21 protein-coding genes and 1 pseudogene are annotated in these 21,100 nt (G+C 72.3%); 8 read left to right on the top strand and 14 right to left on the bottom strand.

Annotated features, from left to right (window positions below):
* Positions 1–17: 17 nt before the first annotated feature.
* Positions 18–1,076: a LacI family DNA-binding transcriptional regulator gene (locus tag KWI83_RS15960; protein ID WP_218515010.1), complete on the bottom strand. Its 1,059-nt coding sequence runs from the start codon at positions 1,074–1,076 to the stop codon at positions 18–20.
* Between the two features lie 149 nt (positions 1,077–1,225).
* On the opposite strand from KWI83_RS15960, the gene KWI83_RS15955 reads away from it, so the two are divergent.
* The 6 genes from KWI83_RS15955 to KWI83_RS15930 all read left to right on the top strand — a co-directional run bounded on the left by KWI83_RS15955 (position 1,226) and on the right by KWI83_RS15930 (position 9,223).
* Positions 1,226–2,572: an ABC transporter substrate-binding protein gene (locus tag KWI83_RS15955; RefSeq protein WP_218515009.1), complete on the top strand. Its 1,347-nt coding sequence runs from the start codon at positions 1,226–1,228 to the stop codon at positions 2,570–2,572.
* A complete protein-coding gene (locus KWI83_RS15950) occupies positions 2,569–3,429 on the top strand; it encodes a sugar ABC transporter permease (RefSeq protein WP_308122065.1) in 861 nt (286 codons plus the stop codon). Before KWI83_RS15955 ends, KWI83_RS15950 begins: the two co-directional genes overlap by 4 nt.
* 8 nt (positions 3,430–3,437) lie before the next feature.
* Entirely contained in the window at positions 3,438–4,343 is a 906-nt protein-coding gene (locus tag KWI83_RS15945) for a carbohydrate ABC transporter permease (RefSeq protein WP_218515008.1), read from the top strand.
* A 33-nt stretch (positions 4,344–4,376) separates the two neighbouring features.
* Positions 4,377–6,680 (top strand): glycoside hydrolase family 3 N-terminal domain-containing protein, encoded by a 2,304-nt coding sequence (locus KWI83_RS15940; RefSeq protein WP_218515007.1) that lies wholly within the window; start codon positions 4,377–4,379, stop codon positions 6,678–6,680.
* A 105-nt stretch (positions 6,681–6,785) separates the two neighbouring features.
* On the top strand, positions 6,786–8,231 hold the full coding sequence (locus KWI83_RS15935) for a M48 family metallopeptidase (RefSeq protein ID WP_218515006.1): 1,446 nt from the start codon (positions 6,786–6,788) through the stop codon (positions 8,229–8,231).
* Positions 8,228–9,223, top strand: coding sequence for a hypothetical protein (locus KWI83_RS15930; protein ID WP_218515005.1), 996 nt, complete (start codon positions 8,228–8,230; stop codon positions 9,221–9,223). The genes KWI83_RS15935 and KWI83_RS15930 overlap by 4 nt, the downstream gene beginning before the upstream one ends.
* A gap of 16 nt (positions 9,224–9,239) precedes the next feature.
* Here the strand turns inward: KWI83_RS15930 and KWI83_RS15925 are convergent, their stop codons facing one another.
* From KWI83_RS15925 to tsaB, 4 genes are read right to left on the bottom strand one after another with little or no spacing between them, the layout of a single operon-like run.
* Positions 9,240–9,497, bottom strand: a complete 258-nt coding sequence (locus KWI83_RS15925; protein ID WP_218515004.1) for a hypothetical protein — start codon at positions 9,495–9,497, stop codon at positions 9,240–9,242.
* On the bottom strand, positions 9,494–10,585 hold the full coding sequence (gene tsaD / locus KWI83_RS15920; RefSeq protein WP_218515003.1) for a tRNA (adenosine(37)-N6)-threonylcarbamoyltransferase complex transferase subunit TsaD: 1,092 nt from the start codon (positions 10,583–10,585) through the stop codon (positions 9,494–9,496). Before tsaD ends, KWI83_RS15925 begins: the two co-directional genes overlap by 4 nt.
* Entirely contained in the window at positions 10,578–11,087 is a 510-nt protein-coding gene (gene rimI / locus KWI83_RS15915; protein WP_308122064.1) for a ribosomal protein S18-alanine N-acetyltransferase, read from the bottom strand. The genes tsaD and rimI overlap by 8 nt, the downstream gene beginning before the upstream one ends.
* Positions 11,084–11,737 carry a tRNA (adenosine(37)-N6)-threonylcarbamoyltransferase complex dimerization subunit type 1 TsaB gene (tsaB, locus tag KWI83_RS15910; RefSeq protein WP_218515002.1) on the bottom strand — a complete coding sequence of 218 codons (654 nt, stop codon included), beginning with the start codon at positions 11,735–11,737 and terminating at the stop codon, positions 11,084–11,086. The genes rimI and tsaB overlap by 4 nt, the downstream gene beginning before the upstream one ends.
* 184 nt (positions 11,738–11,921) lie before the next feature.
* Between tsaB and KWI83_RS15905 the strand changes: the two genes are divergently transcribed.
* On the top strand, positions 11,922–12,482 hold the full coding sequence (locus KWI83_RS15905) for a hypothetical protein (protein WP_218515001.1): 561 nt from the start codon (positions 11,922–11,924) through the stop codon (positions 12,480–12,482).
* Between the two features lie 76 nt (positions 12,483–12,558).
* Here the strand turns inward: KWI83_RS15905 and KWI83_RS15900 are convergent, their stop codons facing one another.
* The 6 genes and pseudogenes from KWI83_RS15900 to KWI83_RS15880 all read right to left on the bottom strand — a co-directional run bounded on the left by KWI83_RS15900 (position 12,559) and on the right by KWI83_RS15880 (position 17,786).
* The gene (locus KWI83_RS15900) at positions 12,559–12,726 is read right to left on the bottom strand and encodes a hypothetical protein (RefSeq protein WP_218515000.1); all 168 of its coding nucleotides are present in this window, start codon (positions 12,724–12,726) and stop codon (positions 12,559–12,561) included.
* Between the two features lie 177 nt (positions 12,727–12,903).
* Positions 12,904–13,416, bottom strand: coding sequence for a tRNA (adenosine(37)-N6)-threonylcarbamoyltransferase complex ATPase subunit type 1 TsaE (gene tsaE / locus KWI83_RS15895; RefSeq protein ID WP_218514999.1), 513 nt, complete (start codon positions 13,414–13,416; stop codon positions 12,904–12,906).
* Entirely contained in the window at positions 13,382–14,629 is a 1,248-nt protein-coding gene (locus KWI83_RS15890) for an alpha/beta fold hydrolase (protein ID WP_218514998.1), read from the bottom strand. Before KWI83_RS15890 ends, tsaE begins: the two co-directional genes overlap by 35 nt.
* A gap of 174 nt (positions 14,630–14,803) precedes the next feature.
* Complete coding sequence (gene alr, locus KWI83_RS15885) at positions 14,804–16,042, bottom strand: alanine racemase (RefSeq protein WP_218515064.1); 1,239 nt, start codon at positions 16,040–16,042, stop codon at positions 14,804–14,806.
* A 111-nt stretch (positions 16,043–16,153) separates the two neighbouring features.
* Positions 16,154–16,311 (bottom strand): annotated as a pseudogene (locus KWI83_RS40270) (cobyrinic acid a,c-diamide synthase); the annotation flags it as partial.
* Between the two features lie 35 nt (positions 16,312–16,346).
* Complete coding sequence (locus KWI83_RS15880) at positions 16,347–17,786, bottom strand: NAD(P)H-hydrate dehydratase (RefSeq protein ID WP_218514997.1); 1,440 nt, start codon at positions 17,784–17,786, stop codon at positions 16,347–16,349.
* Between the two features lie 197 nt (positions 17,787–17,983).
* Here KWI83_RS15880 and KWI83_RS15875 point away from each other — a divergent pair, with 197 nt between their 5' ends.
* Positions 17,984–19,174 carry a hypothetical protein gene (locus KWI83_RS15875; protein WP_218514996.1) on the top strand — a complete coding sequence of 397 codons (1,191 nt, stop codon included), beginning with the start codon at positions 17,984–17,986 and terminating at the stop codon, positions 19,172–19,174.
* Between the two features lie 21 nt (positions 19,175–19,195).
* Here the strand turns inward: KWI83_RS15875 and KWI83_RS15870 are convergent, their stop codons facing one another.
* From KWI83_RS15870 to KWI83_RS15860, 3 genes are all read right to left on the bottom strand, one after another.
* Positions 19,196–19,567 carry a holo-ACP synthase gene (locus KWI83_RS15870; protein ID WP_218514995.1) on the bottom strand — a complete coding sequence of 124 codons (372 nt, stop codon included), beginning with the start codon at positions 19,565–19,567 and terminating at the stop codon, positions 19,196–19,198.
* Positions 19,568–19,653: 86 nt separating this feature from the next.
* Entirely contained in the window at positions 19,654–20,553 is a 900-nt protein-coding gene (locus KWI83_RS15865) for a hypothetical protein (protein WP_218514994.1), read from the bottom strand.
* A 103-nt stretch (positions 20,554–20,656) separates the two neighbouring features.
* Positions 20,657–21,067 (bottom strand): ATP-binding protein, encoded by a 411-nt coding sequence (locus tag KWI83_RS15860; RefSeq protein ID WP_218514993.1) that lies wholly within the window; start codon positions 21,065–21,067, stop codon positions 20,657–20,659.
* Between the last annotated feature and the right edge of the window lie 33 nt (positions 21,068–21,100).

Below are 21,100 nucleotides of genomic sequence, written 5' to 3'. Positions count from 1 at the left end.
GCCCACCCGTCAATACGTCAGCTTTCGGCCACCCCCGGCGCCGCCGTACTGCTGCGCACCACCAGGCTCGTGGCCAGCTCCACCCGCGTCGCGGCGGCGGCCCCGTCGCCGCGCCCCAGCTCCAGCACCAGCCGGGCCGCCGCCTCCGCCATCTCCGTCAGCGGCTGCCGTACGGTCGTCAGCGGCGGCCCCACCCAGCGCGCCACCGGCAGATCGTCGAACCCCACCACGCTCACGTCGTCCGGCACCCGCAGCCCCAGCTCGCGTGCCGCCTCGTACAGCCCGAGCGCCTGGAGGTCGTTGCCGGCGAAGACGGCGGTCGGCCGGTCCGGGCGGCGCAGGAGCTGAAGGCCGAGCCGGTAGCCGGACTCGTGGTGGAAGTCCCCGGCCTTGATCAACCCGTCGTCCACCGGCAGCCCGGCGGTCTCCAGCGCCGCCCGGTAGCCGTCCACCCGGGCGCGGCTGCACAGCATCCGCGACGGCCCGGTGATCGCGCCGATGCGGGTGTGTCCCAGCTCGACCAGATGCCGGGTGGCGGCGAGGCCCCCCTGCCAGTTGGTGGCGCCGATCGAGGGCACGTCGGTGCCCGGGTCACCGGCCGGGTCCATCACCACGAACGGGATGGACCGGCTGGTCAGCAGCGCCCGCTGGGCCTCGTCGAGCTCGCTCAGCACCAGGATCACACCGTGCGGACGGCGGGCGGCGACCTGGTCGGCCCAGGTCCGCCCGGGCGTCAGCCGCCCCGCGCTCTCGGAGAGCACGACGCTCAGCCCGGACTGCCGCGCCACGTTCTCCACGCCCCGGATGACCTCCAGCGCCCAGGCGCTCTCCAGCTCGTGGAAGACCAGGTCGATCAAGGGCGAGCGGGTGGCCTCGGCCCGGCGCCGCCGGTAGCCGTGGGTGCGCAGCAGCTCCTCGACGCGGTTGCGGGTGGCCGGGGCGACATCGGCCCGGCCGTTGAGCACCTTCGAAACAGTCGGCGCGGAGACCCCGGCCTCGCGGGCGATCTCGGCGAGGGTCGCGGTCTGCGCGGACCGCCGTGCCGTCTGGGTTTGCGGGCGTTCCGGGGGAGTCATGGCGGCGATCGTATCCCTGCGCGACCTCTTGACGGACCCCTTGCGGCACTCTACGTTCCCGGAACATTCGAGTTACTCCCCGAAACATTCGCCGACCGACCTACCGACCGGCCTGTCCACACGCACGTCCTCCCGAGAGGTGCTGTCTCATGGGGTCCACCACGTCGTCCACCGGCGGGCGCACGTTCAGCAGGCGCTGGATACTCGGCGCCGGCGCCACCACCCTGCTCACCACCGGCCTCCCCGGCCTCACCGCCTGCGGCTCCGGAGGCGGCGCGGGCGGCGGCGACGGCGGCGCGATCACCGCCTTCGTGTACGGCGACGACGCGGTGAAGGTCCAGCAGGCGGCCGTGGAGCGCTTCAACAAGTCGGCGGCCGCCAAGGAGGCGGGCGGCACGGTGAAGCTGGAGAAGGTCCCCGGCTCCGACTACTCCCCCAAGCTGCGGACGGCCATGGGCTCGCCCAGCGCCCCGGACGTCTTCTTCAACTGGGGCGGCGGCTCCATCCGGGCGTACGAGGAGGCGGGCAAGCTTCTCGACCTCACCGACACGATCAACAACGACCCCGTGCTCAAGGACGGTTTCCTGCCCTCCGTCCTCGCGGCCGGCGACCTCAAGGGCCGCCACTACGGCATCCCGATGCGCGGCATGCAGCCCGTGATCCTCTTCTACAACAAGTCCGTCTTCGCCGAGCACAAGCTGCAACCGCCCACCACCTGGGACCAGCTCCTCGACGTCAACGCCAAGCTGAAGAAGGCGAACATCACGCCCTTCGCGCTCGGCGGCTCCGACATCTGGCCCGAGCTGATGTGGCTGGAGTACCTGGTCGACCGCATCGGCGGCCCCGAGGTCTTCCAGCGCATCCAGGACGGCGACGCGGAGGGCTGGGGCGACCCGGCGGTCCTGAAGGCGGCCGAGATGGTGAAGGAACTGGTCGACGACGGCGCCTTCGGCGACAAGTTCACGTCCGTGTCCTACGTCAACGGCGGCGCCCCCGCGGTCTTCGCCAAGGGCAGGGCCGCGATGCACCTGATGGGCTCCTGGGAGTACTCGACGCAGCTCGGCAAGTTCCCCGACTTCGCCAAGCGGCACCTGGGCTGGGCGGCCTTCCCGGAGATCGAGGGCGGCAGCGGTGACGTGCGCAACGTCGTCGGCAACCCGACCAACTACTGGTCCGTCAACGCCCGTACCCGCAACAAGGACCTGGCGATCGCGTTCCTCAAGGAGGCCGCCTCGGAGGCGTACGCCAAGGACCTGATCGACCTCGGAGACGTCCCGACGACCTCGAACGCGGCCCAGCTCCTCGACTCGGCCCCCAACCCGCAGTACGCCAGGTTCCAGTACGACATGGTGCAGCAGGCCCCCGCGTTCACGCTCTCCTGGGACCAGGCGCTCGGCGAGCTGGGCACCCCGATGCACACGGAGATCGGGAAGCTGTTCGCGGGGAAGTCGTCGCCGACCGAGTTCGTGGCGGCCTGCAAGGAGCTGAAGAAGTGAGCACCCGGACCAGGGTGGGCCGCCCGCACGCCGTCTGGGCCCTGCCCGGCGTCCTCTTCTTCGCCTTCTTCGCGGTCGTCCCGATGGCCCTCGCCTTCTACCTCTCCTTCACGACCTGGGACGGCCTGGGCGACCCGCAGCCCGTGGGCCTGGCCAACTGGCAGAAGCTCCTCGACGACCCACGCATGACCCAGTCCCTGTGGCTGACGATCCTTCTCACCGCCGCGAGCTGGGCCTTCCAGACGGTCGTGGCGCTGCTCCTCGGCGTCTGGGCCGCGGGCCCGCAACGCAACCGCGCCGTCCTCTCCGCGATCTTCTTCGTCCCGCTCCTGCTCTCCTCCACCGCCGTCGCCCTGCTCTTCTACGCCCTCCTCGACCCGAACTTCGGCATCATCCAGAAGGACGTCCTCGGCTCGTCCAGCGGCGCGTTCCTCGCGATCGTCTTCGTCGGCGGCTGGCAGTTCATCCCCTTCCACACCCTCATCTACCAGGGCGGGGCCCGCCAGATCCCGCAGGTCCTCTACCAGGCGGCGGCCATCGACGGCGCCGGCCGCTACCGCCGGTTCTTCTCGATCACCCTGCCGCAACTGCGCAACACCGTCATCACGTCCACCGTGCTGATCGTCGTCGGCTCACTGACGTACTTCGAGACGGTTCTGATCCTCACCAAGGGCGGCCCCGGCACGGACACGGCGATCCTGCCGTACCTGATGTACGAGGCGGGCTTCAAGACCTACGACTTCGGCTACGCCAGCGCCATCGCGTCCTTCCTGGTCCTGGCGGCGACGGGTCTGTCCCTCCTCCTCGTGCGGCTGTCCGGCTTCGGCGCCATGCGCAGCACGCGGGAAGGGATGTGACGGCTCTCATGACCCACGACACCCTGCCCCACCCGACGAGGACGACGAGCAGCCGTACGACCCCGCCCCCGCCACCGAAGCGCCGCCGACGGCACTGGACGAAACGCGCCAACCCGGTGGCGGGCCTCGGCTCGGTCCTCTGGCTGGCGATCGTCATCATCCCCGTCTACGCGATGCTGTCGGCCTCCCTCACCCCGCAGGACCGCGCCCTCACCGGCAACCCCCTGAGCCCGCCCACCGACCCCACCCTCGACAACTACAACACCGTCCTGAACACCGGCTTCGGCCATCTGCTCAGCAACACGGCCATCGTGGCGGTGGCGGTCGTCGCCATCGTCCTGGTCCTCTCGATCCCCCTCGCCTACGTGGCCGTCCGCACCCGCGACCGCTGGTCCGGCGCCGCGTTCCGGCTGTTCCTGCTCGGCGTGGCGATCCCGGCCCAGGCGGTCGTCGTGCCGCTCTATCTGCTGATCGCCCAGCTCGATCTGTACGACACCCTGCTCGCCGTCATCCTCCCCACGGCGGCCTTCACGATGCCCGTCTCCGTGCTGGTGCTGGTCGGCACCCTGCGGGATGTGTCGGAGGATTTGTACGAGGCGATGGCGCTGGACGGCGCCTCCCCGCTGCGGATGCTGTTCCAGCTGACGATCCCGCTGGCCAAGGGCGGCATCAGCACGGTCGTCATCTACGCCGCCCTGCAGGCCTGGAACGGCTTCCTCTTCCCGCTGATCTTCACCCAGTCCGACGGCCCGCGCGTCCTCACGCTCGGCCTGTTCAACTACGTCAGCCAGTTCGGCGTGAACATCCCCGCCCTGCTCGCCTCGGTCGTCCTCTCGGGCGTCCCGATCTTCGCCGTCTACCTGGTGGCGCGGCGGGCGCTGGTGGGCGGCCTGATGGGCGTCGGCGGCAAGTAGCGCTCTTCGTAGGCGTTCAACGACAGGAGTTCCATGACCACCGCCCCTTGGCGTGACCGCAGCCTCCCCGCAGACGTCCGCGTCACGGACCTGCTCTCCCGGATGACCCTCGAAGAGAAGACCGCCCAGCTGTACGGCGTGTGGGTGGGCGCCACCGCGGACGGCGACGGAGTGGCCCCCCACCAGCACGACATGACCGCCGACCACGACTTCGACGAGCTGATCCGGCACGGCCTCGGCCAGCTCACCCGCCCCTTCGGCACCGCCCCCGTCGACCCGGAGTCCGGCGCCCGCTCCCTGGCCCGCGCCCAGCGCCGGATCGCCGCGTCCGGCCGCTTCGGCATCCCGGCGATCGCCCACGAGGAGTGCCTCGCCGGCTTCACGGCGTGGCGGGCGACGGCGTACCCGGTCCCGCTCGCCTGGGGCGCCACCTTCGATCCGGCGCTGGTGGAGGAGATGGCCCGGCGGATCGGCGCCGACCTGCGCTCGGTCGGTGTGCACCAGGGCCTGGCGCCCGTGCTGGACGTGGTCCGCGACCCGCGGTGGGGACGGGTCGAGGAGACGATCGGCGAGGACCCGTACCTGGTGGGCACGATCGGCGCGGCGTACGTACGGGGCCTGGAGTCGGCCGGGATCGTGGCGACGCTGAAGCACTTCGCCGGTTACGCCTCTTCCGTCGGCGCCCGCAACCTCGCTCCCGTACGAGCCGGGACCCGCGAGCTCGCGGACGTCACCCTGCCCCCCTTCGAACTGGCGCTGCGCGAGGGCGGCGCCCGCTCGGTGATGGCGGCGTACACGGAGACGGACGGAGTCCCGGCCTCGGCGGACCCGGCATTGCTGACCGAACTCCTCCGCACCGAATGGAACTTCAGCGGCACGGTCGTCTCGGACTACTTCGGCATCGGCTTCCTCCAGACCCTGCACCGCGTGGCGGGCACCCCCGCCGAGGCCGCGCACGCGGCGCTGGCGGCCGGGATCGACGTGGAGCTGCCGACCCTGAAGTGCTACGGACAGCCGCTGGTGGAAGCGGTGAGGGCGGGCGAGGTACCGGAGTCGCTGGTGGACCGGGCGGCGCGGAGGGTCCTGCTCCAGAAGTGTGAACTGGGCCTGCTGGACGAGGACTGGCAGCCGGAGCCGACGGAGCGGCGGATCGACCTGGACTCGACGGCGAGCCGAGCCCTGGCCCGCCGCCTGGCGGAGGAGTCGGTGGTCCTGCTGGACAACCGGGACGGCGTACTGCCCCTCGCCCCCGACACCCGAATCGCCGTGGTGGGCCCCCGCGCGGCGGACCCGCTGGCGATGCTCGGCTGCTACTCCTTCCCTTCCCACGTCCTCCCCCGCCACCCCGGGACGCCGACCGGCATCGAGATCCCCCCGCTCCTCGATGCCCTGCGCACGGAACTCCCGGACGCGAAGGTGACGTTCGCGGAGGGCTGCGGGGTCGCGGACCCGGACCCGTCCGGCATCGAGGAGGCGGTGGCGCGGGCGGCGGAGGCGGATGTGTGCGTGGCGGTGCTGGGCGACCGGGCGGGCCTCTTCGGCCGCGGCACGTCGGGCGAGGGCTGCGACGCGACGGACCTGCAACTCCCCGGGGTCCAGCCCGACCTGCTGGACGCCCTGGTGGCGACGGGCGTCCCGGTGGTCCTGGTCCTGCTCACCGGCCGCCCGTACGCGCTGGGCCGCTGGCACGGCCGCCTGGGAGCGGTGGTGCAGGCGTTCTTCCCCGGTGAGGAGGGCGGCCCGGCGGTCGCGGGCGTCCTCTCCGGCCGCGTCAACCCGTCGGGCCGCCTCCCGGTGAGCGTGCCGCAGGCACCCGGCGGCCAGCCGTGGACGTACCTCCAGCCGCCACTGGGCCTGGCGGGCGAGGTCAGCAACCTGGATCCGACGCCGCTGTATCCCTTCGGGCACGGGCGCTCGTACACGACGTTCGCGTGGGAGGGCATGACCGACGGCACCCCGGAGATCCCCACGGACGGCACCTACGACCTCTCCGTCACCGTCCGCAACACGGGCGCCCGCGCGGGCGCGGAGGTCGTCCAGCTGTACCTCCACGACCCGGTGGCGTCGGTCACGCGCCCGGACGTCCGCCTGATCGGCTACGAGCGACTGGAACTGGAGCCTGGCGAATCCCGCCGGGTGACCTTCCACTTCCACGCCGACCTGTCGTCGTTCACCGACCGCACGGGCCGCCGGGTCGTCGAACCGGGCGCACTGGAGCTGCGGTTGGCGGCGTCCAGCGCGGACGTACGGCACACGGCGCTGGTGCGACTGACGGGTCCGGCACGGGTGCTGGGGCGGGACCGGCGGTTGCTGTGCCCCACTTCGGCGGAGGGCTGACGAACACATCCGCAACATCCTGTCCACCCCCTCCTCACATCCGTCCCCCGTGACACAATCCCTCGACACCTCAGCCCCACCTGGCGCGAACTTCACGGGACCAGCATGGACATACGAACGTCACCCCTGCGTGCGTGGATGCTCGCCGCCGCCATGCTGGTCGTGGCCTGGCTGCCGACGGCCGTCGTCGGCGTGGCGCTGGTCCTCGCCGGGCTGGCGTGGGCGCCGCACGCGGTCGTGCTGGTGCCGCTGACGCTGTTCGTGGCCGGGTTCGTCAGCGGGGCCATGCGGCGCGAACGGCTCCCGGGGAAGGCCCTCCGCCCCGATGACGAGCCGGAGTTGGCGGCACTGGTGCGGGGCGTGGCGGGGCGGGTCGGCTTCCGGGAACCGCTCCTCGTCCGGGTCGTTCCGACCGTCGACGCGTCGCTCGCGCCCACCAGGGCCGCCGGGGGACGCGCCTACACCCTGCTCCTCGGCCACCCGCTGCTGCGCATGCTGAGCGCGGACCAGCTGGCGTCGGTGGTGGCGCACGAGCTGGCGCACGCACAGCATCTACGCGACCGCCGTACCGCCGCGCTGCGCCTCGCGCGCCACGTGCTCGCGGACCGCATGGACCGCCGTTTCCGCCCGCTCGCCGCACTGGCCGCACCACTGCTGCGGGCCTCCCAGCCGCCGATGTGGCAGGCGGAGCTGGCCGCCGACGCCGACGCCGCCCGGGTCACCGGAAGCGCGGCGACCGCTCAGGCGCTGCGGCGGACCGGGCTCCTGCACGAGGCGTTCGAGGGGCTCGGCAGCACGTGGTGGTCCGCACTCGCCGAGGAGGACACGTACCCCGTGGACTTCTACGACGCCCTCGAAACCGCCGTGCGCGACCCTTACGTCGCGGCCCGCGCCGCCCGTGGCGTGGCCGAGGACGACGCCGTCGACCCGTACGCCACGGCCGACCACCCGCCCGCCGAACAGCGCCTCGCCGCGCTGCCGCCCGACGCCGTGGCTGCCGCCGCGTACGGCGCCGAACCCGTCACGTTGCGCGCCGCCGCGTCGATCGAGCGCTGGTGCCTCGGCCGACTGGCCGGGCTGGACGACCCCGACCTCGACGACGAACCGCGCCCCGTACGGCTCCTCGACATGGCACCGGACCAGCTCCACGACCTCGGCGACGAAACAGGCAAGGACCTCCTGCTGCTCGCAACCGGCGAGGAATCCCCCGAGCGGGCGCTGTCCGCCGCCCTGGACGCCCTCGCCGACGGCACCTGGCCGCGGCTGGCCGGGCTGCTGGAGCCCGGTCTGCGCCGGATGCCCGCCGCCGCCCGCACGACGGTCGCCCACGCGGTACTGACCGCCGCGCTCGCCCAGACGCTGCACGCCGTGCTGCGCCCGGCCGGCTGGACCCGCGCGCACCGCTGGCTGGCCACCGTGCTCACCACGCCCGACGGCACGGTGACCGACCTCCACGAGCTGGCCGCGCAGGCCGTACGCGCCGGCGATCCGGCGCCGCTGCGGGCGCTGCTGACGGCGGCCGCGAAGACGCGGAAGGAGGCGGCCGCATGAACCCGGCGCCTCGCCCCGCCCTTCGCGTCGCCCTGCTGGGCGTGGCCGTGACGCTGCTCGGCTACACCCTGTTCGCCGGCTGGCTCGGTGTGCACGCCCACGGCTACGTCACCGCCCGCGACCGGGCCACGGCGACGGCCTCCGGTGTCGTCGTCGAGGACGGCATCGGCGACGAGGGCGACATCCGCGTGCGGTGGAGCGACGCGGCCGGCCACGTGCACGTGCAGCGCTTCGGGATCTACGACACCGACCGTTACGTCGAGGGCGAGCGGTTCCCGGTCGCCTACGACCCCGCCACGTCGGCCCCCCGGGGCTTCCCGGCCGATCCCGAGGAAACCGCGGCCGAGGACGACCTGCTGGTCCCCGTCTTCCTCGCCGGCGTCGTCGCCCTGTCGCTCGTGTGCGTGTGGGCCTGGCGCGGCCTGCGCTTCCGGCTGACGACACGGCGTCCGGGGCATGCCATGACGGCGACCGTGCGGACCGTGGAGCGCCTTGTGGCACTCGCCCGCGAGACGACCACTACCTGGCTGGTCCTGACCGGACCCGACGGCGCGGGCGGGACGGCGACCCGCTGGCAGCGCGTCATGTGGCATCCGGCGCTGGACGACTGCTCCGGTCCGGTCCCGGTGACCGTCCGCGGGTACGGTCGTCGCCGCCGTCCGGTCGTGGTGGAACTCGCCGACGGCACCCGGCTGGTCCCCCTCGGCCGACTGCGCGACCACCGGCCGGCCGGTGAACTCCTCGACGCCGACGAGGCCGTACGCCCCGGCCCCGGGGACTACTTCGTCCTCCCCGCCGGTGCCGTCCCGCGCCCGGCCCGCCCCGGATGGCGTCCGGGCGCGCTGGCCGCCGCGTACGGCACCGGGACCGGCGTCGTCCTGGCCTTTCTCGTGGCCGAGGGCACCCCGACCTCCGTCGTCGGTTTCGCCCTGGCCCTCGGAACGCTGTCCGCGTCGGCCTGGACCCTCTCGGCACCACAGCCGCAGCCGTAGCCGTGGCGACGGGCGGCTATGCGGCCCCCACCGACTCGAACCGCCACCGATGCACCGCCCGAGTCACCAACTCCCCCTGCGGCTCCGGCAGTTCCGGCAGTACGGCGTCATACGCCGCGTCCCACCACGTGATGACCAGCACCCGGTCCTGCGGCGCGCGAAAGGTCTCCCGGCGCAGCGGGCCGGGCTCCAGCCGCTGCTCGCGCGCCCACGCCAGCAGTTCCTCCCCCCGCCCCGGCACCGCCCGCGCCTCCCACATCAACGCGACCGTCACGAGGACAGGTTCCCCTTGCTGACCTCGTGCACATGGTCGTGGGAGTGCCCGGGCACGTGCGGGTCCGTCACCGGCAGCGACGAGTCCGCGGACAGGTCCCAGCTCGACGCCGCGCGCCCCCGCGCCACCATCTCCGCGCCCAGCGCCGCGACCATCGCCCCGTTGTCGGTGCACAGCTTGGGCCGGGGCACCCGCAGCCGGATGCCGGCCGCCTCGCAGCGCTCCTGGGCGAGGGCGCGCAGCCGGGAGTTGGCGGCGACGCCACCGCCGATCATCAGGTGGTCGACGCCCTCGTCGCGACAGGCCCGTACGGCCTTCCGAGTGAGGACGTCCACGACCGCCTCCTGGAAGGACGCCGCCACGTCCCGCACCGGCACCTCCTCCCCGGCCGCCCGCTTGGCCTCGATCCAGCGGGCCACGGCCGTCTTCAGGCCCGAGAAGGAGAAGTCGTACGCCGGGTCCCGCGGCCCGGTCAGGCCGCGCGGGAACGCGATCGCCTCCGGGTCGCCCTCGCGCGCGTACCGGTCGATGACCGGACCGCCGGGGAAGCCCAGGTTCAGCACCCGGGCGATCTTGTCGAAGGCCTCGCCGGCCGCGTCGTCGATGGTGGCGCCCATGGGCCGTACGTCGGAGGTGATGTCGGAGGACAGGAGCAACGACGAGTGGCCGCCGGACACCAGCAGCGCCATGGTCGGCTCGGGCAGCGCCCCGTGTTCCAGCTGGTCGACGCAGATGTGCGAGGCGAGGTGGTTGACGCCGTAGAGCGGCTTGCCGAGCGCGTACGCGTACGCCTTCGCCGCCGAGACGCCGACCAGCAGCGCGCCCGCCAGTCCCGGACCGGCCGTCACCGCGATGCCGTCGAGGTCCTTCGCGCCGACCCCGGCCTCCTTCAGCGCCCGGTCGATGGTCGGGATCATCGCCTCCAGGTGCGCGCGGGACGCGACCTCCGGCACCACACCGCCGAAGCGGGCGTGCTCGTCGACGCTGGAGGCGACGGCGTCCGCCAGCAGCGTGGTGCCGCGGACCACGCCGACACCGGTCTCGTCGCAGGAGGTCTCGATCCCCAGGACCAGGGGTTCGTCAGCCATGTTGGATCTCGGTTCCTTGTACAGAGGTTGCTGGGTCGGTCAGGCGCATCACCAGGGCGTCCACGTTGCCGGGCTGGTAGTAGCCACGCCGGAAGCCGATGGCCTCGAAGCCGAAGCGCTCGTAGAGCTTCTGGGCGCGGACGTTGTCGACCCGGCATTCGAGCATCACCTCGGTGCACTCGAACGCGGTCGCCGCCCGCAGCAGTTCGGTCAGCAGCCGCCCGCCGAGGCCGGTGCCCCAGTAGTCGCGGGCGACGGCGATCGTCTGGACGTCGGCGATGTCACCGGCGGCGGCGAGCCCGGCGTACCCGGCGATCCGGTCGCCGTCCTGGGCGACGACGTACCGCCGGGTCGCCCCGGGGCCGCGTGCGTGGGCGAGCTCGGACCAGAACATGCCTCGCGACCAGGCGTCGTCGGGGAACAGGTCCCGCTCCAGTTCCACCACGGGATCGATGTCCCACCAGCGCATCTCGCGCAGCACGGGCGTCACGGGCTCGGTCACTTCGGGGTGACCACCTTGTAGTTCTTGGGCACCTGGGCGTCCGGGCGGCGCAGATACAGCGGCCGCGCGGGCGGCAGCTCCTCGCCCTTGTCCAGCCGCTCGACGGCCAGCCGGGCGAGTGCGGCGGCGGACACGTGCTCGGGCTCGTGCGCGACCGGGAAGGTGTCCGGGTACAGCAGCGCGCCCGCGCCGATCGCGGGCAGGTCCTTGACCTGCTCGGCGATGTCGGCGGGCCGGTCGACTGCCGGGTCGGTGACGCGGGTGCGGGAGTCGGCGTACCGCGCCCAGTAGACCTCCTTGCGCCGGGCGTCGGTCGCCACGACGAAGGGGCCCTCCATGTCGGCCGCGTAGGCGAGGCCGTCCAGCGTGCACACGCCGTGCACGGGCACACCGAGGGCGAGCCCGAAGGTGTCGGCGGTCATCAGCCCGACGCGCAGCCCGGTGTAGGGCCCCGGGCCGGTCCCTACGACGATCCCGGTGACGGCGTCCAGTTTCAGCCCGGCGTCCGTCAGGAGGCGGTCGACGGCCGGAAGCAGCAGCTCACCGTGCCGACGGGCGTCCAGCTGGCTGGACGAGGCGATGACGTCCGTGCCGTCGTGCAGGGCGACGGTCACGGCGGGGGTGGCGGTATCCAGAGCGAGCAAGAGCACGCAAACAGCGTACGGCTCCTGATGGCCGGTGGCGGACGCCGTGGCGCCCGTGGGCCTCGGAAGCTCCGACACGGTGCCCGACGGCGGGCACAGCCGCCCGGGTCCCCGCCTCCCGTGCTGCTACCGTCACCTACCGTAACCGCATGCCAGGACATACAAGACATACGACGCGGAGGTGGGCGCCGTGGCCAGCACCAGCGCCGGAATCGTGACCGGGCTGACGGCGGCCGCCCTCGCGGCGGTCGGGTTCCTCGCCTACCAGGCGGCGGCGACCGTGCCGGCCGAGCTGAGCGCGTCGCCGAACAGCCCCGGCGGCTCCCCCGCGGCGACCGCGTCCAAGGCCCCCCGCGACAAACGGCACCCCACCGCCCTGCCCAGCGGCTCCGGCACCGGCGAACGGGTCGTGTACTCGCTCGACGACGACCGGGTGTGGCTGGTCGGCCCGCGCAACAGGGTCCTGCGCACCTTCAAGGTCATGCCCAGCCCGGTCGACCCGGCGCCGGGCACCTACGCGGTGACGTCCCGCTCGGGCACGACCACCGGCTCGGACGGCACACCCGTGGAGCATGTCGTCCGCTTCACCAGCGTGGACGGCGTGGTCATCGGCTTCAGCGCGGCGGTGGACGGCTCGGCCCCGCCGCCCGACCCGGCGGTACGCACGGGCGGCATCCGGGAGACACGGGAGGACGGGAACGCGATGTGGCAGTTCGCGACGATCGGGCAGAAGGTCGTCGTCATCCGCTAGCCCGTGCCAGGGCCTGTCCGCGACGCGGGCATGATCCGCCGGACAGGCGCAACAACGCTCGTGATCACTACGCCTACTAGGCGGCCTCGCGGTGGTCGACGCGCTGTTCGGGAGCCGGGGGCTCCGGCGGGCGCGGCGGGGTGGAGATCACCTTCGCGGCGGCGCAGGACGCCAGCAGATCGCGCATGGACACCCCGGCGGGCGCGCTGGGCCGCGGCTGCGGCGTGCGGTCCGTGGTCGACATGGACGCCTCCTGAGGGCCGGGGCGGAGGTGGTCGGGCGTCACTTAGGTACACCTAACTACCGGCTGGATACCATGTGACCACGTCCGACGCGCGGACGCAATATCTTGCCGACGTCATGTCGGAACGTTCGTCGAAAACCGGGCCGGTCTGTCCACCTCTCCGACCGGGCACCCGCTTCACGCCGACAGCGAGCCCAGATCCACCGCCGACCAGCGCTCGCCGACGCCGGTGAGCGTCACGTGCCGTACCTCGTCCGTCGTGTCCCCCACGGCCCGGTGGATCGTGACGTGCAGCCGGTCCTCGGTCAGCTCCTCGATCTTGCCCTCGCCCCACTCCACCACGACCACCGACTCGGGCAGCGAGACGTCGAGGTCGAGGTCCTCCATCTCGTCCAGCCCGCCGTCCAGGCGGTAGGCGTCGACATGGAGGAGCGGCGGCCCGTCCCCGAGGGACGGATGGACGCGGGCGATCACGAACGTCGGCGAGGTGACCGCCCCGCGCACGCCGAGCCCCTCGCCGAGCCCCCGGGTCAGTGTGGTCTTGCCCGCGCCGAGCTCGCCACTGAGCATGACCAGGTCGCCGGCGCGCAGCAGTTTGGCGATCCGGCGGCCGAGGTCACGCATCTGCTCGGGCGAGTGGACGATCAGCTCGGTCTCAGCCGGGTTGTGCGGTGCCGCTGGTGCTTCCATAGCCACCCACGGTAGCTCCTGCCGGCACGGCACCGGCGCGGGTGAGCAGGTCGGCGAGCCGGTCGGTGACCACTTCCGGGTGCTCCAGCATCACCAGATGCCCCGCGTCGGGTACGAGGACCAGTTCCGCGTCCGGCAGCAGATCGGCGATGGCCTCACTGTGCTCGCTCGGCGTGACGAGGTCCTTCAGCCCGGCCAGCACCAGCACCGGCATCCCCGCGAAGTGGGCGAGCGCCTCGGTCTTGTCGTGGTCGGTGAACGCCGGATAGAACTCGGCGACCACGTCGATCGGCGTGCCCTCGATCATCCGCTCGGCGAACCGCGCGACGGCCGGGTCGATGTCCCAGGAGGCGAACGAGTACCGCTTGATGATCCCGGCGAACAGATCGGCGACCGCCCGCCGCCCCTTCTCCACCAGCTCCGCCTGCTGCCCCAGCGCCCACAGCACGCCGGGCAGCACCCGCCGCACCGCGTTGACACCGGCGACGGGCAACCCGAAGTTGACCTCGCCGAGCCGCCCCGACGACGTACCGACGAGCGCGACCGCGACCACCCGCTCCCGGATCAGCTCCGGATACTGCGCGGCCAGCGCCATCATCGTCATGCCGCCCATGGAGTGCCCGACCAGCACGATCGGTCCCTCGGGCACGGCCGCGTCGATCACCGCCTTCAGATCCCGGCCGAGCTGGTCGATGGTGATCGGCGCACCCTCCTGGACCTGCGCCATCCCGCGCTCGGACCGGCCGTGGCTGCGCTGGTCCCAGTGCACGGTCCGTACGACACCGCGCAGCGCCGCCCGCTGGAAGTGCCAGGAGTCCTGGCTGAGGCAGTAGCCGTGGCTGAAGACGACGGTGACCGGCGCGGGCGCCTTGCGGCCGAACAACCGGCGCCGCCGCGGCGACACGCCCGCCTCGGTCTCGACCTCGTCGACCTCGTAGTACAGCTCCGTGCCGTCGTCGGCGGACGCCCGCCCGGGCGTGCCGCGCAGCGCGCCGTACGGCCCCGTCGAGTCGAGGGCGAGCCGGGCCTTTTTGCGCATCCCCCGGCCGACGGTCATCCGCTCTATCGCGACCCCGGCGGCCGCGCCCGCGGCGATCACCCCTATGGCGGCGCCGGCGATACCGGTCACCTTGCGCCAGTTTCCGGCCACCCCCGTGGCGGAAGCGACGGCCGCGGCGGCGCTGACGACGCCCTCCGCACTGCTCTCGCTCACGTACCGCTCCTCTTCGCCGGATTGTTGTCGTTCGTCGGTGGGTCAGCTGGTGCTGCGGGTGCTGCTGTTTCTACGGTTTCTGCGGTTTCTGCGGTCTCTGCTGTTCCCGGATGGGATCAGTCGGTGCTGTCGGGTCCCGGATCCCCGGGGCGGGTTACCCGTCTTGTTCCCCGTTCACCTATCCCCCGAGGGGCGGTTCCCGGCCGACCTCGGTCCCCCGGCCGCCGGCCCGCTCCTCATCGACTCCTCATCGACATAGACGCGCGGAACGCGCGTTCCGATCCGGGTCACGATTTCGTACGCGATCGTCCCCGCCGCCTGCGCCCAGTCCTCGGCGGTGGGCTCCCCCCGGTCACCGGGCCCGAAGAGCACGGCCTCCGCTCCCGGCGGCGGCTCGTCTCCCCCCAGGTCGACGACGAACTGGTCCATCGCGATCCGCCCGGCCACGGTCCGCCACTTCCCGCCGATCAGCACCGGCCCGGTCCCCGAGGCGTGCCGCGGGACGCCGTCGGCGTAACCGAGCGGGACGAGGCCGAGGGTGGTCTCCCCGGCGGTGGTGTACCGATGGCCGTAACTGACGCCGTGCCCCCCGGGCACATGCTTGACCAGCGCCAACGACGCCGACAACGTCATCACCGGCCGCAGCCCGAAGTCGGCCGGGGTGCCGATCTCGGGGCTGGGCGAGATCCCGTAGAGCGCGATTCCCGTACGTACGAGATCGAAGTGGGCCTCGGGGAGGGTGAGGGTGGCGGGCGAGTTGGCGATGTGCCGCACCTCGGGGCTGAGGCCCTCCCCCTCGGCATACGACACCATCTCCCGGAAGCGGCCGAGCTGCACGGCGATGGACGGATGCCCCGGCTCGTCGGCGCAGGCGAAGTGCGACCACAGCCCCGTGACCCGGACCAGCCCCTCGCCCTCCGCCCGCGCCGCCTGCGCCACGAGCTCGGCCCAGTCGTCGCCGGGCTGGCAGCCGTTGCGCCCGAGCCCGGTGTCGGCCTTGAGCTGCACGCGCGCGGGCCGCCCCGCCCGCCGGGCGGCCTCGGCGACCTCACGCAGGGCCCACATACCGCTCACGGAGACATCGAGATCGGCCTCGATGGCCTCCCGCCAGGGCCCGCCGGGCGTCCACAGCCAGCACATGATCCGGACATCCGCCGGAATCCCCTCGGCCCCGCGCAGCGCCAGGGCCTCCTCGGGCGTGGCGGTGCCCAACCAGTCGGCCCCCGCCTCCACGGCCGCACGCGCGCACGGCAGCGCCCCGTGGCCGTACGCCTCGGACTTCACCACGGCCATCAGGGCCGCGCCGGGCGCATGGGCACGCAGCGTCCGCACATTGGCGCGCAGCGCGGCAAGATCGATCTCGGCGCGAGCGCGCAGCGGGTTGGTGCTCGGCAGCGGTGCAGTGGTACTCATCGCGCACAGTGTCTCAGAGGGGTCGGACATCCCTTCGACACCGACCCCCTCGCAGTCAGCGCCGCCTCCTCCCCACCGCCTTCGGTGCCGCGCGGTACCGGCCGACGCAATCAGCCCGTCCGGCGCTTGAGGACGAGGCCGTCCAGGCCGAAGCGGGGGTCTGGGGGCGGCACCCCCAGGGACGGGACGGATAGGGGCGGCGGGGGCGAACCCCTCAGACCCGCATCCCCACCGCACCCGCACCCGCACCGCATCCGCGCACGCCCAACGGCCCCGCACCCCCACCGGCCCGGCACCTACACGCTTACACGCTCACGGCATCCCGCCACGCCCCCGGAATCGCCCCCGCCACATCCAGCGCCCCCACCGGCGCCCCGTCCGCGGCGAACCTCCCGGCCAGCCCGTGCAGATACGCCCCCACGCTCCCCGCATCCCGAGCCGAAAGCCCCGCCGCCAGCAACGACCCCGCAAGCCCCGACAACACGTCCCCACTCCCGGCCGTGGCCAGCCACCCCGTCCCGGTCGCATTCACCCGTACGGGCACCCCACCCCCCGCCTCAGCCACCAACGTTGTAGACCCCTTCAGCAGCACGGTCGCCCCATACCGCCCCGCCAACTCCCGCACCGCAGCGAGCCGAGCGCCCTCGACCTCCTCCCGGCTCACCCCCAGCAACGCCGCGGCCTCCCCCGCGTGCGGAGTCATCAACGTCGGCGCACTCCGCCCCCGCACAGCCCCGACCTCCGCCAACCGCAACCCGTCCGCGTCCACCAGCACCGGCACATCGGCCCGCAACACCTCGCCCACCGTGCCCGCGTCGTCCCCGGCCCCCGGCCCCACGACCCACGCCTGCACACGCCCCGCCCGCCGAGGCCCCTGATCCGACACCAGCGTCTCGGGAAACCGCGCGATCACCGCATCCCCGGCGGGCCCCACGTACCGCACGGCCCCCGCCCCACCCCGCAACGCCCCCGCAACGGCCAGTACAGCGGCCCCCGGATACCGAGCCGACCCGGCGGCGATCCCGACCACCCCCCGCCGATACTTGTCACTCTCAGGAGCGGGCACCGGCAACAGCGCGGCCACATCCGCATGCTGCAGGGCCTCCAACTCGGCGCCCCCACCCGGCAACTCCAGCCCGATGTCGACAAGCCGCACCGACCCGGCGTACTCCCGCGCAGGATCCACCAGCAACCCCGGCTTGTGCGTCCCGAACGTCACCGTCAGATCCGCCCGGACAGCCGCCCCCCGCACTTCCCCCGTATCGACATCGACACCACTCGGCAGATCGACCGCGACCACAGCCGCCCGCGCCCGAGCAGCAGCCTCCGCCAACGGCACGGCCTCGGCCCGCAGCCCGCCCTTCCCCCCGATCCCCACGATCCCGTCAACGACCAGATCAGCCCGCGCAATCAACCCCTCAGCACCCGCCGCCCCCACAACGGAGCCCCCCGCCCGCCGCAGCGCACCGAGCCCACCCCCATGAGCCCGCTCCGGCGACAGCAGCACAGCCGTCACCCCCGCCCCCCGCCGAGCCAACCGCGCCCCGGCGTAGAGCGCGTCGCCCCCGTTGTCGCCGCTCCCGACCAGCAGCACCACCCGGCTGCCGTACACCCGCCCCAGCAACTCCGCGCAGGCAGCGGCGAGCCCGGCCGCGGCCCGCTGCATCAACGCCCCCTCCGGAAGCCGCGCCATCAACTCCCGCTCAGCTGCCCGGACCGTCTCCACGTTGTACGCAGTACGCATACGCCCGAGTCTCCCGCACACCCCAAGACACCGTCGCACCCATTGACGCTTTGCCACCCCATTGCCAAACTCACCACCCCCACAGGATGAATCGATTCAGTCGAACGCCTTCGACAACGACCTGTTGACCTGAAGGCACCCACTCTCGACACCCGAATCGCTTCAGCAACCCCACACGAGCGGAGGACCAACCCCCCATGGGACGCAGAGCCGCACTCCCCGCACTCCTCACACGAAGGCCCGCAGCGATAGCCACCGCCGCGGCCGCCATCGCCCTCCTCACCACCGCAGGCGCCCTGACGGCCCCGGCAAAGGCCGCCACAACCGCCCCCGCAGCCGCGTGCGGCGAGGGCTCGTACCACGCCGAGGCCGTCCGGAACGGCAGCACCTGGACCGCCCGCCGAGGCAGCACGACGGTCTACACCGGCACCGACCTGCGCTCCGCGGTCCAGGCGGCCGTCAACAGCCTGAGGGCCGGCCGCACGAGCAAGGAGCGCGTAGTGGTACGCGGCTCGGGCACGATGTCGGCCGGTTCCCGCATCTCGCTCCCGAGCTACACGACCCTCGACGTCTGCGGCACCATCAACGTCACCGGCAGCGGCAGCGGCGACCAGGCCCCGATCTACTCCCGCGGCACCAGGGACGTGGAGGTCCAGCACCTCAACGTCACCGGCACTCCCCTCTACGGCGTCTTCATGCGCAATGTGCAGAACGTGATCCTCGGTCAGATCGACATGCGCCTGTCGCGCGGCCTGGGCATCCGCATCGACAACCGCGGCAACACGTCCCAATGGACGCGCAACGTCCGCATCGACAACGTGTACGTCTCCGGCGCGTCCAGTCACGCGGTGGAGACGTACGGCGTCGACGGCCTCACCATCGGCACGGTCACCGCCCGCAACGTCGGCGAGTCGGGCCTCCTCCTCAACCAGACGATCAACGCCACCGTCACCAAGGTCGACGCGGAGAACGCGGGCACCGGCACCGGCTACGCGGCCTTCCGCATGGCCAACCGCAACGGCCGCGTGGGCAGCGGCTACCCCACGAACATCCGCGTGGGCGAAGTCGTGGCCCGAGGCGGCGGCCGCGGCGTCTTCTGCGTCTCGGAGAGCGGCGGCGCGGTGATCGACCGGGTCACGATCTCCAACACCGGCAACAACTCGGTCCTGATCGAGAACTGCTACAACGTCAACCTCGCGGCCCGGAGCGGCAGCGTCACGGGCGGCGGCGAGATCCGCCTGGCCGCCCGCTCGGAGTTCCCGAACAACAGGGACATCACCATCCAGAACCTGACGGTGACCAACTCGGCGATACGGGAAAGCCCCTGCGGCCAGAACACGACCTTCCGCAACAACAGACTGGTGAACAGCAGCCAGTCGATCTGCTGACGCCTGCCGCCGAGGGCCGTTTCACCCCTCGGCGATGACGACAGCCGAAGCCACCCCGGCGTCATGGCTGAGCGACACATGCCATGACCGCACACCCAGCTCGGCCGCGCGGGCGGCCACGGTCCCGGTCACCCGGAGCCGCGGCTGCCCGCTGCCCTCGACATAGACCTCGGCGTCGGTCCAGTGCAGCCCGGCCGGAGCGCCGAGCGCCTTGGCGAGGGCCTCCTTGGCCGCGAACCGCACGGCGAGGGAGGCGATCCCGCGCCGCTCCCCGCTGGGCAGCAACAACTCGCTCTCCAGAAACAGCCGATCGGCCAGCCCGGGCGTACGCTCCAACGCCGCCTGGAACCGGTCGATCTCCGCGACATCAATACCGACCCCGATAATGCTCACCTGGGCACCCTACGACCCGTTCGACACCCGCAGGATCGGACCCGACTGCGCGTCCCGGGCCTCACCGGCTGGGAACCGTCCACTGGTCAACCACGTTCAGGAGCGCTCGGGGGAGCCTCCGGGGCCGCGTCGAACAGGTCTTCCGCATGCTCCACGGTGCCGGCCCGGTCGAGCCAGTCGTTGAGGCGGTCGAGGTCGGTACAGGTGCTGATGCGTTCGCGAACCTCATCGGAGACAGCGAGCCCGCGCACTTCCAGCACGCGCAGAATTCCCTTGGCCTCGCCCTTGGCCTCGCCCTCGGCTTTGCCGTCGAGGTAGGCCCGCTCCATGACGGTGCCCCGGCCAGGAAAGTAGTTGACGAACGTCATGATGATTTTCCTCCATTTTTCTCCGGCGGGAGTACCAGCCAGGACAGCGTCCATGAACTGGACGATGAAGTCCGAGTCCTCAGGAGACAGCCCCTTGGAGCCACGGGCCAGTGCCTCCAGTATGGCCTCGACATGAGGGCTGTTGGCGTGTGTCAGCGCGGAGAACGCCGCCATGGCAGGCTTCTCTGCGGCCGTTCTCTCGTCCGTGATCACCGGAACGTTGTCCGGGCCCACGACCAAGGGATACGTCCGCTGGACGGTCCAGCCACGGGCCGCGCAGTCGAACGGGCCCGCAGCCCACTTCGCCGTGGCCCGGTCCCGGCAGGCCACGATCAGCAGTACCGGCAGTCCGTACTTGGACTGGAGGTACGCGACGTAGTACGGCCAGCTCAGCTCCTTCTTGGGGTTGCGCTTTTCCTGGGACTCGATAGCCAGGAGGAAGGCGTCCCCGTCGGCGGGGCTGACCCGCAGCACCGTGTCGACGTAGCGGGCCATCGGCTTGGCCTCCGTCACGTCGGAGACGATCGCGTCCACCGTCGGCTTCTCGGGTAACTCGATGCCGAGCAGCTGAAAGATGGGCGTGAGGATCTCGGGCCGCTCCTGGAAGATGCGGTGCATGCCCTCGTGAGCTGATGTGACCATGTGCGCAACCTTGCTGGGCCGAAGGAGCGGATTGCCGGGCGATCGGGATCGTTCACCCTTTCGGGCAGCGACAAGACGTTCACGCCGCCGAGGCCAGCTCGCACCACACGAACTTGCCCCGGTTCCCGTCCCTGGCCAGCGGCTGCCACCCCCACACATCGGCACAGGCCCGGACGAGCGCCAGCCCCCGGCCGTCCTCCAACTCGGCGACCTCTTCGAAGGGCCGCGGGGGTTCGGGCGGTTCAGGGTCGGCGTCCCACGCCCCGATCCACAGCACACCGTCCGACCAGCGCACCCGTAGGGCAGCGGGCCCCTTGGTGTGACGTACGGCGTTGGAGACCAGCTCGGTCGCCAGCAGCTCGGCGACGTCGACGAGCCGGATCAGGCCGTGCAGGGTGAGGATCAGCCGAAGGGTACGTCGGCTGACGGTGACCGCACGCAGGTCGTTCGGGATGTGGAGGGAGTACTCCCAGGACTCGTTTTCGGGCATGAGTCAACTCCGTTCGGCGGGAGAGGGGTCGTC

Source organism: Streptomyces sp. TRM70350, from assembly GCF_019219825.1.
Classification (GTDB): domain Bacteria; phylum Actinomycetota; class Actinomycetes; order Streptomycetales; family Streptomycetaceae; genus Streptomyces.
The sequence above is the reverse complement of the archived record's forward strand: the minus strand, read 5'-3'. Positions and strand labels throughout refer to the sequence as shown.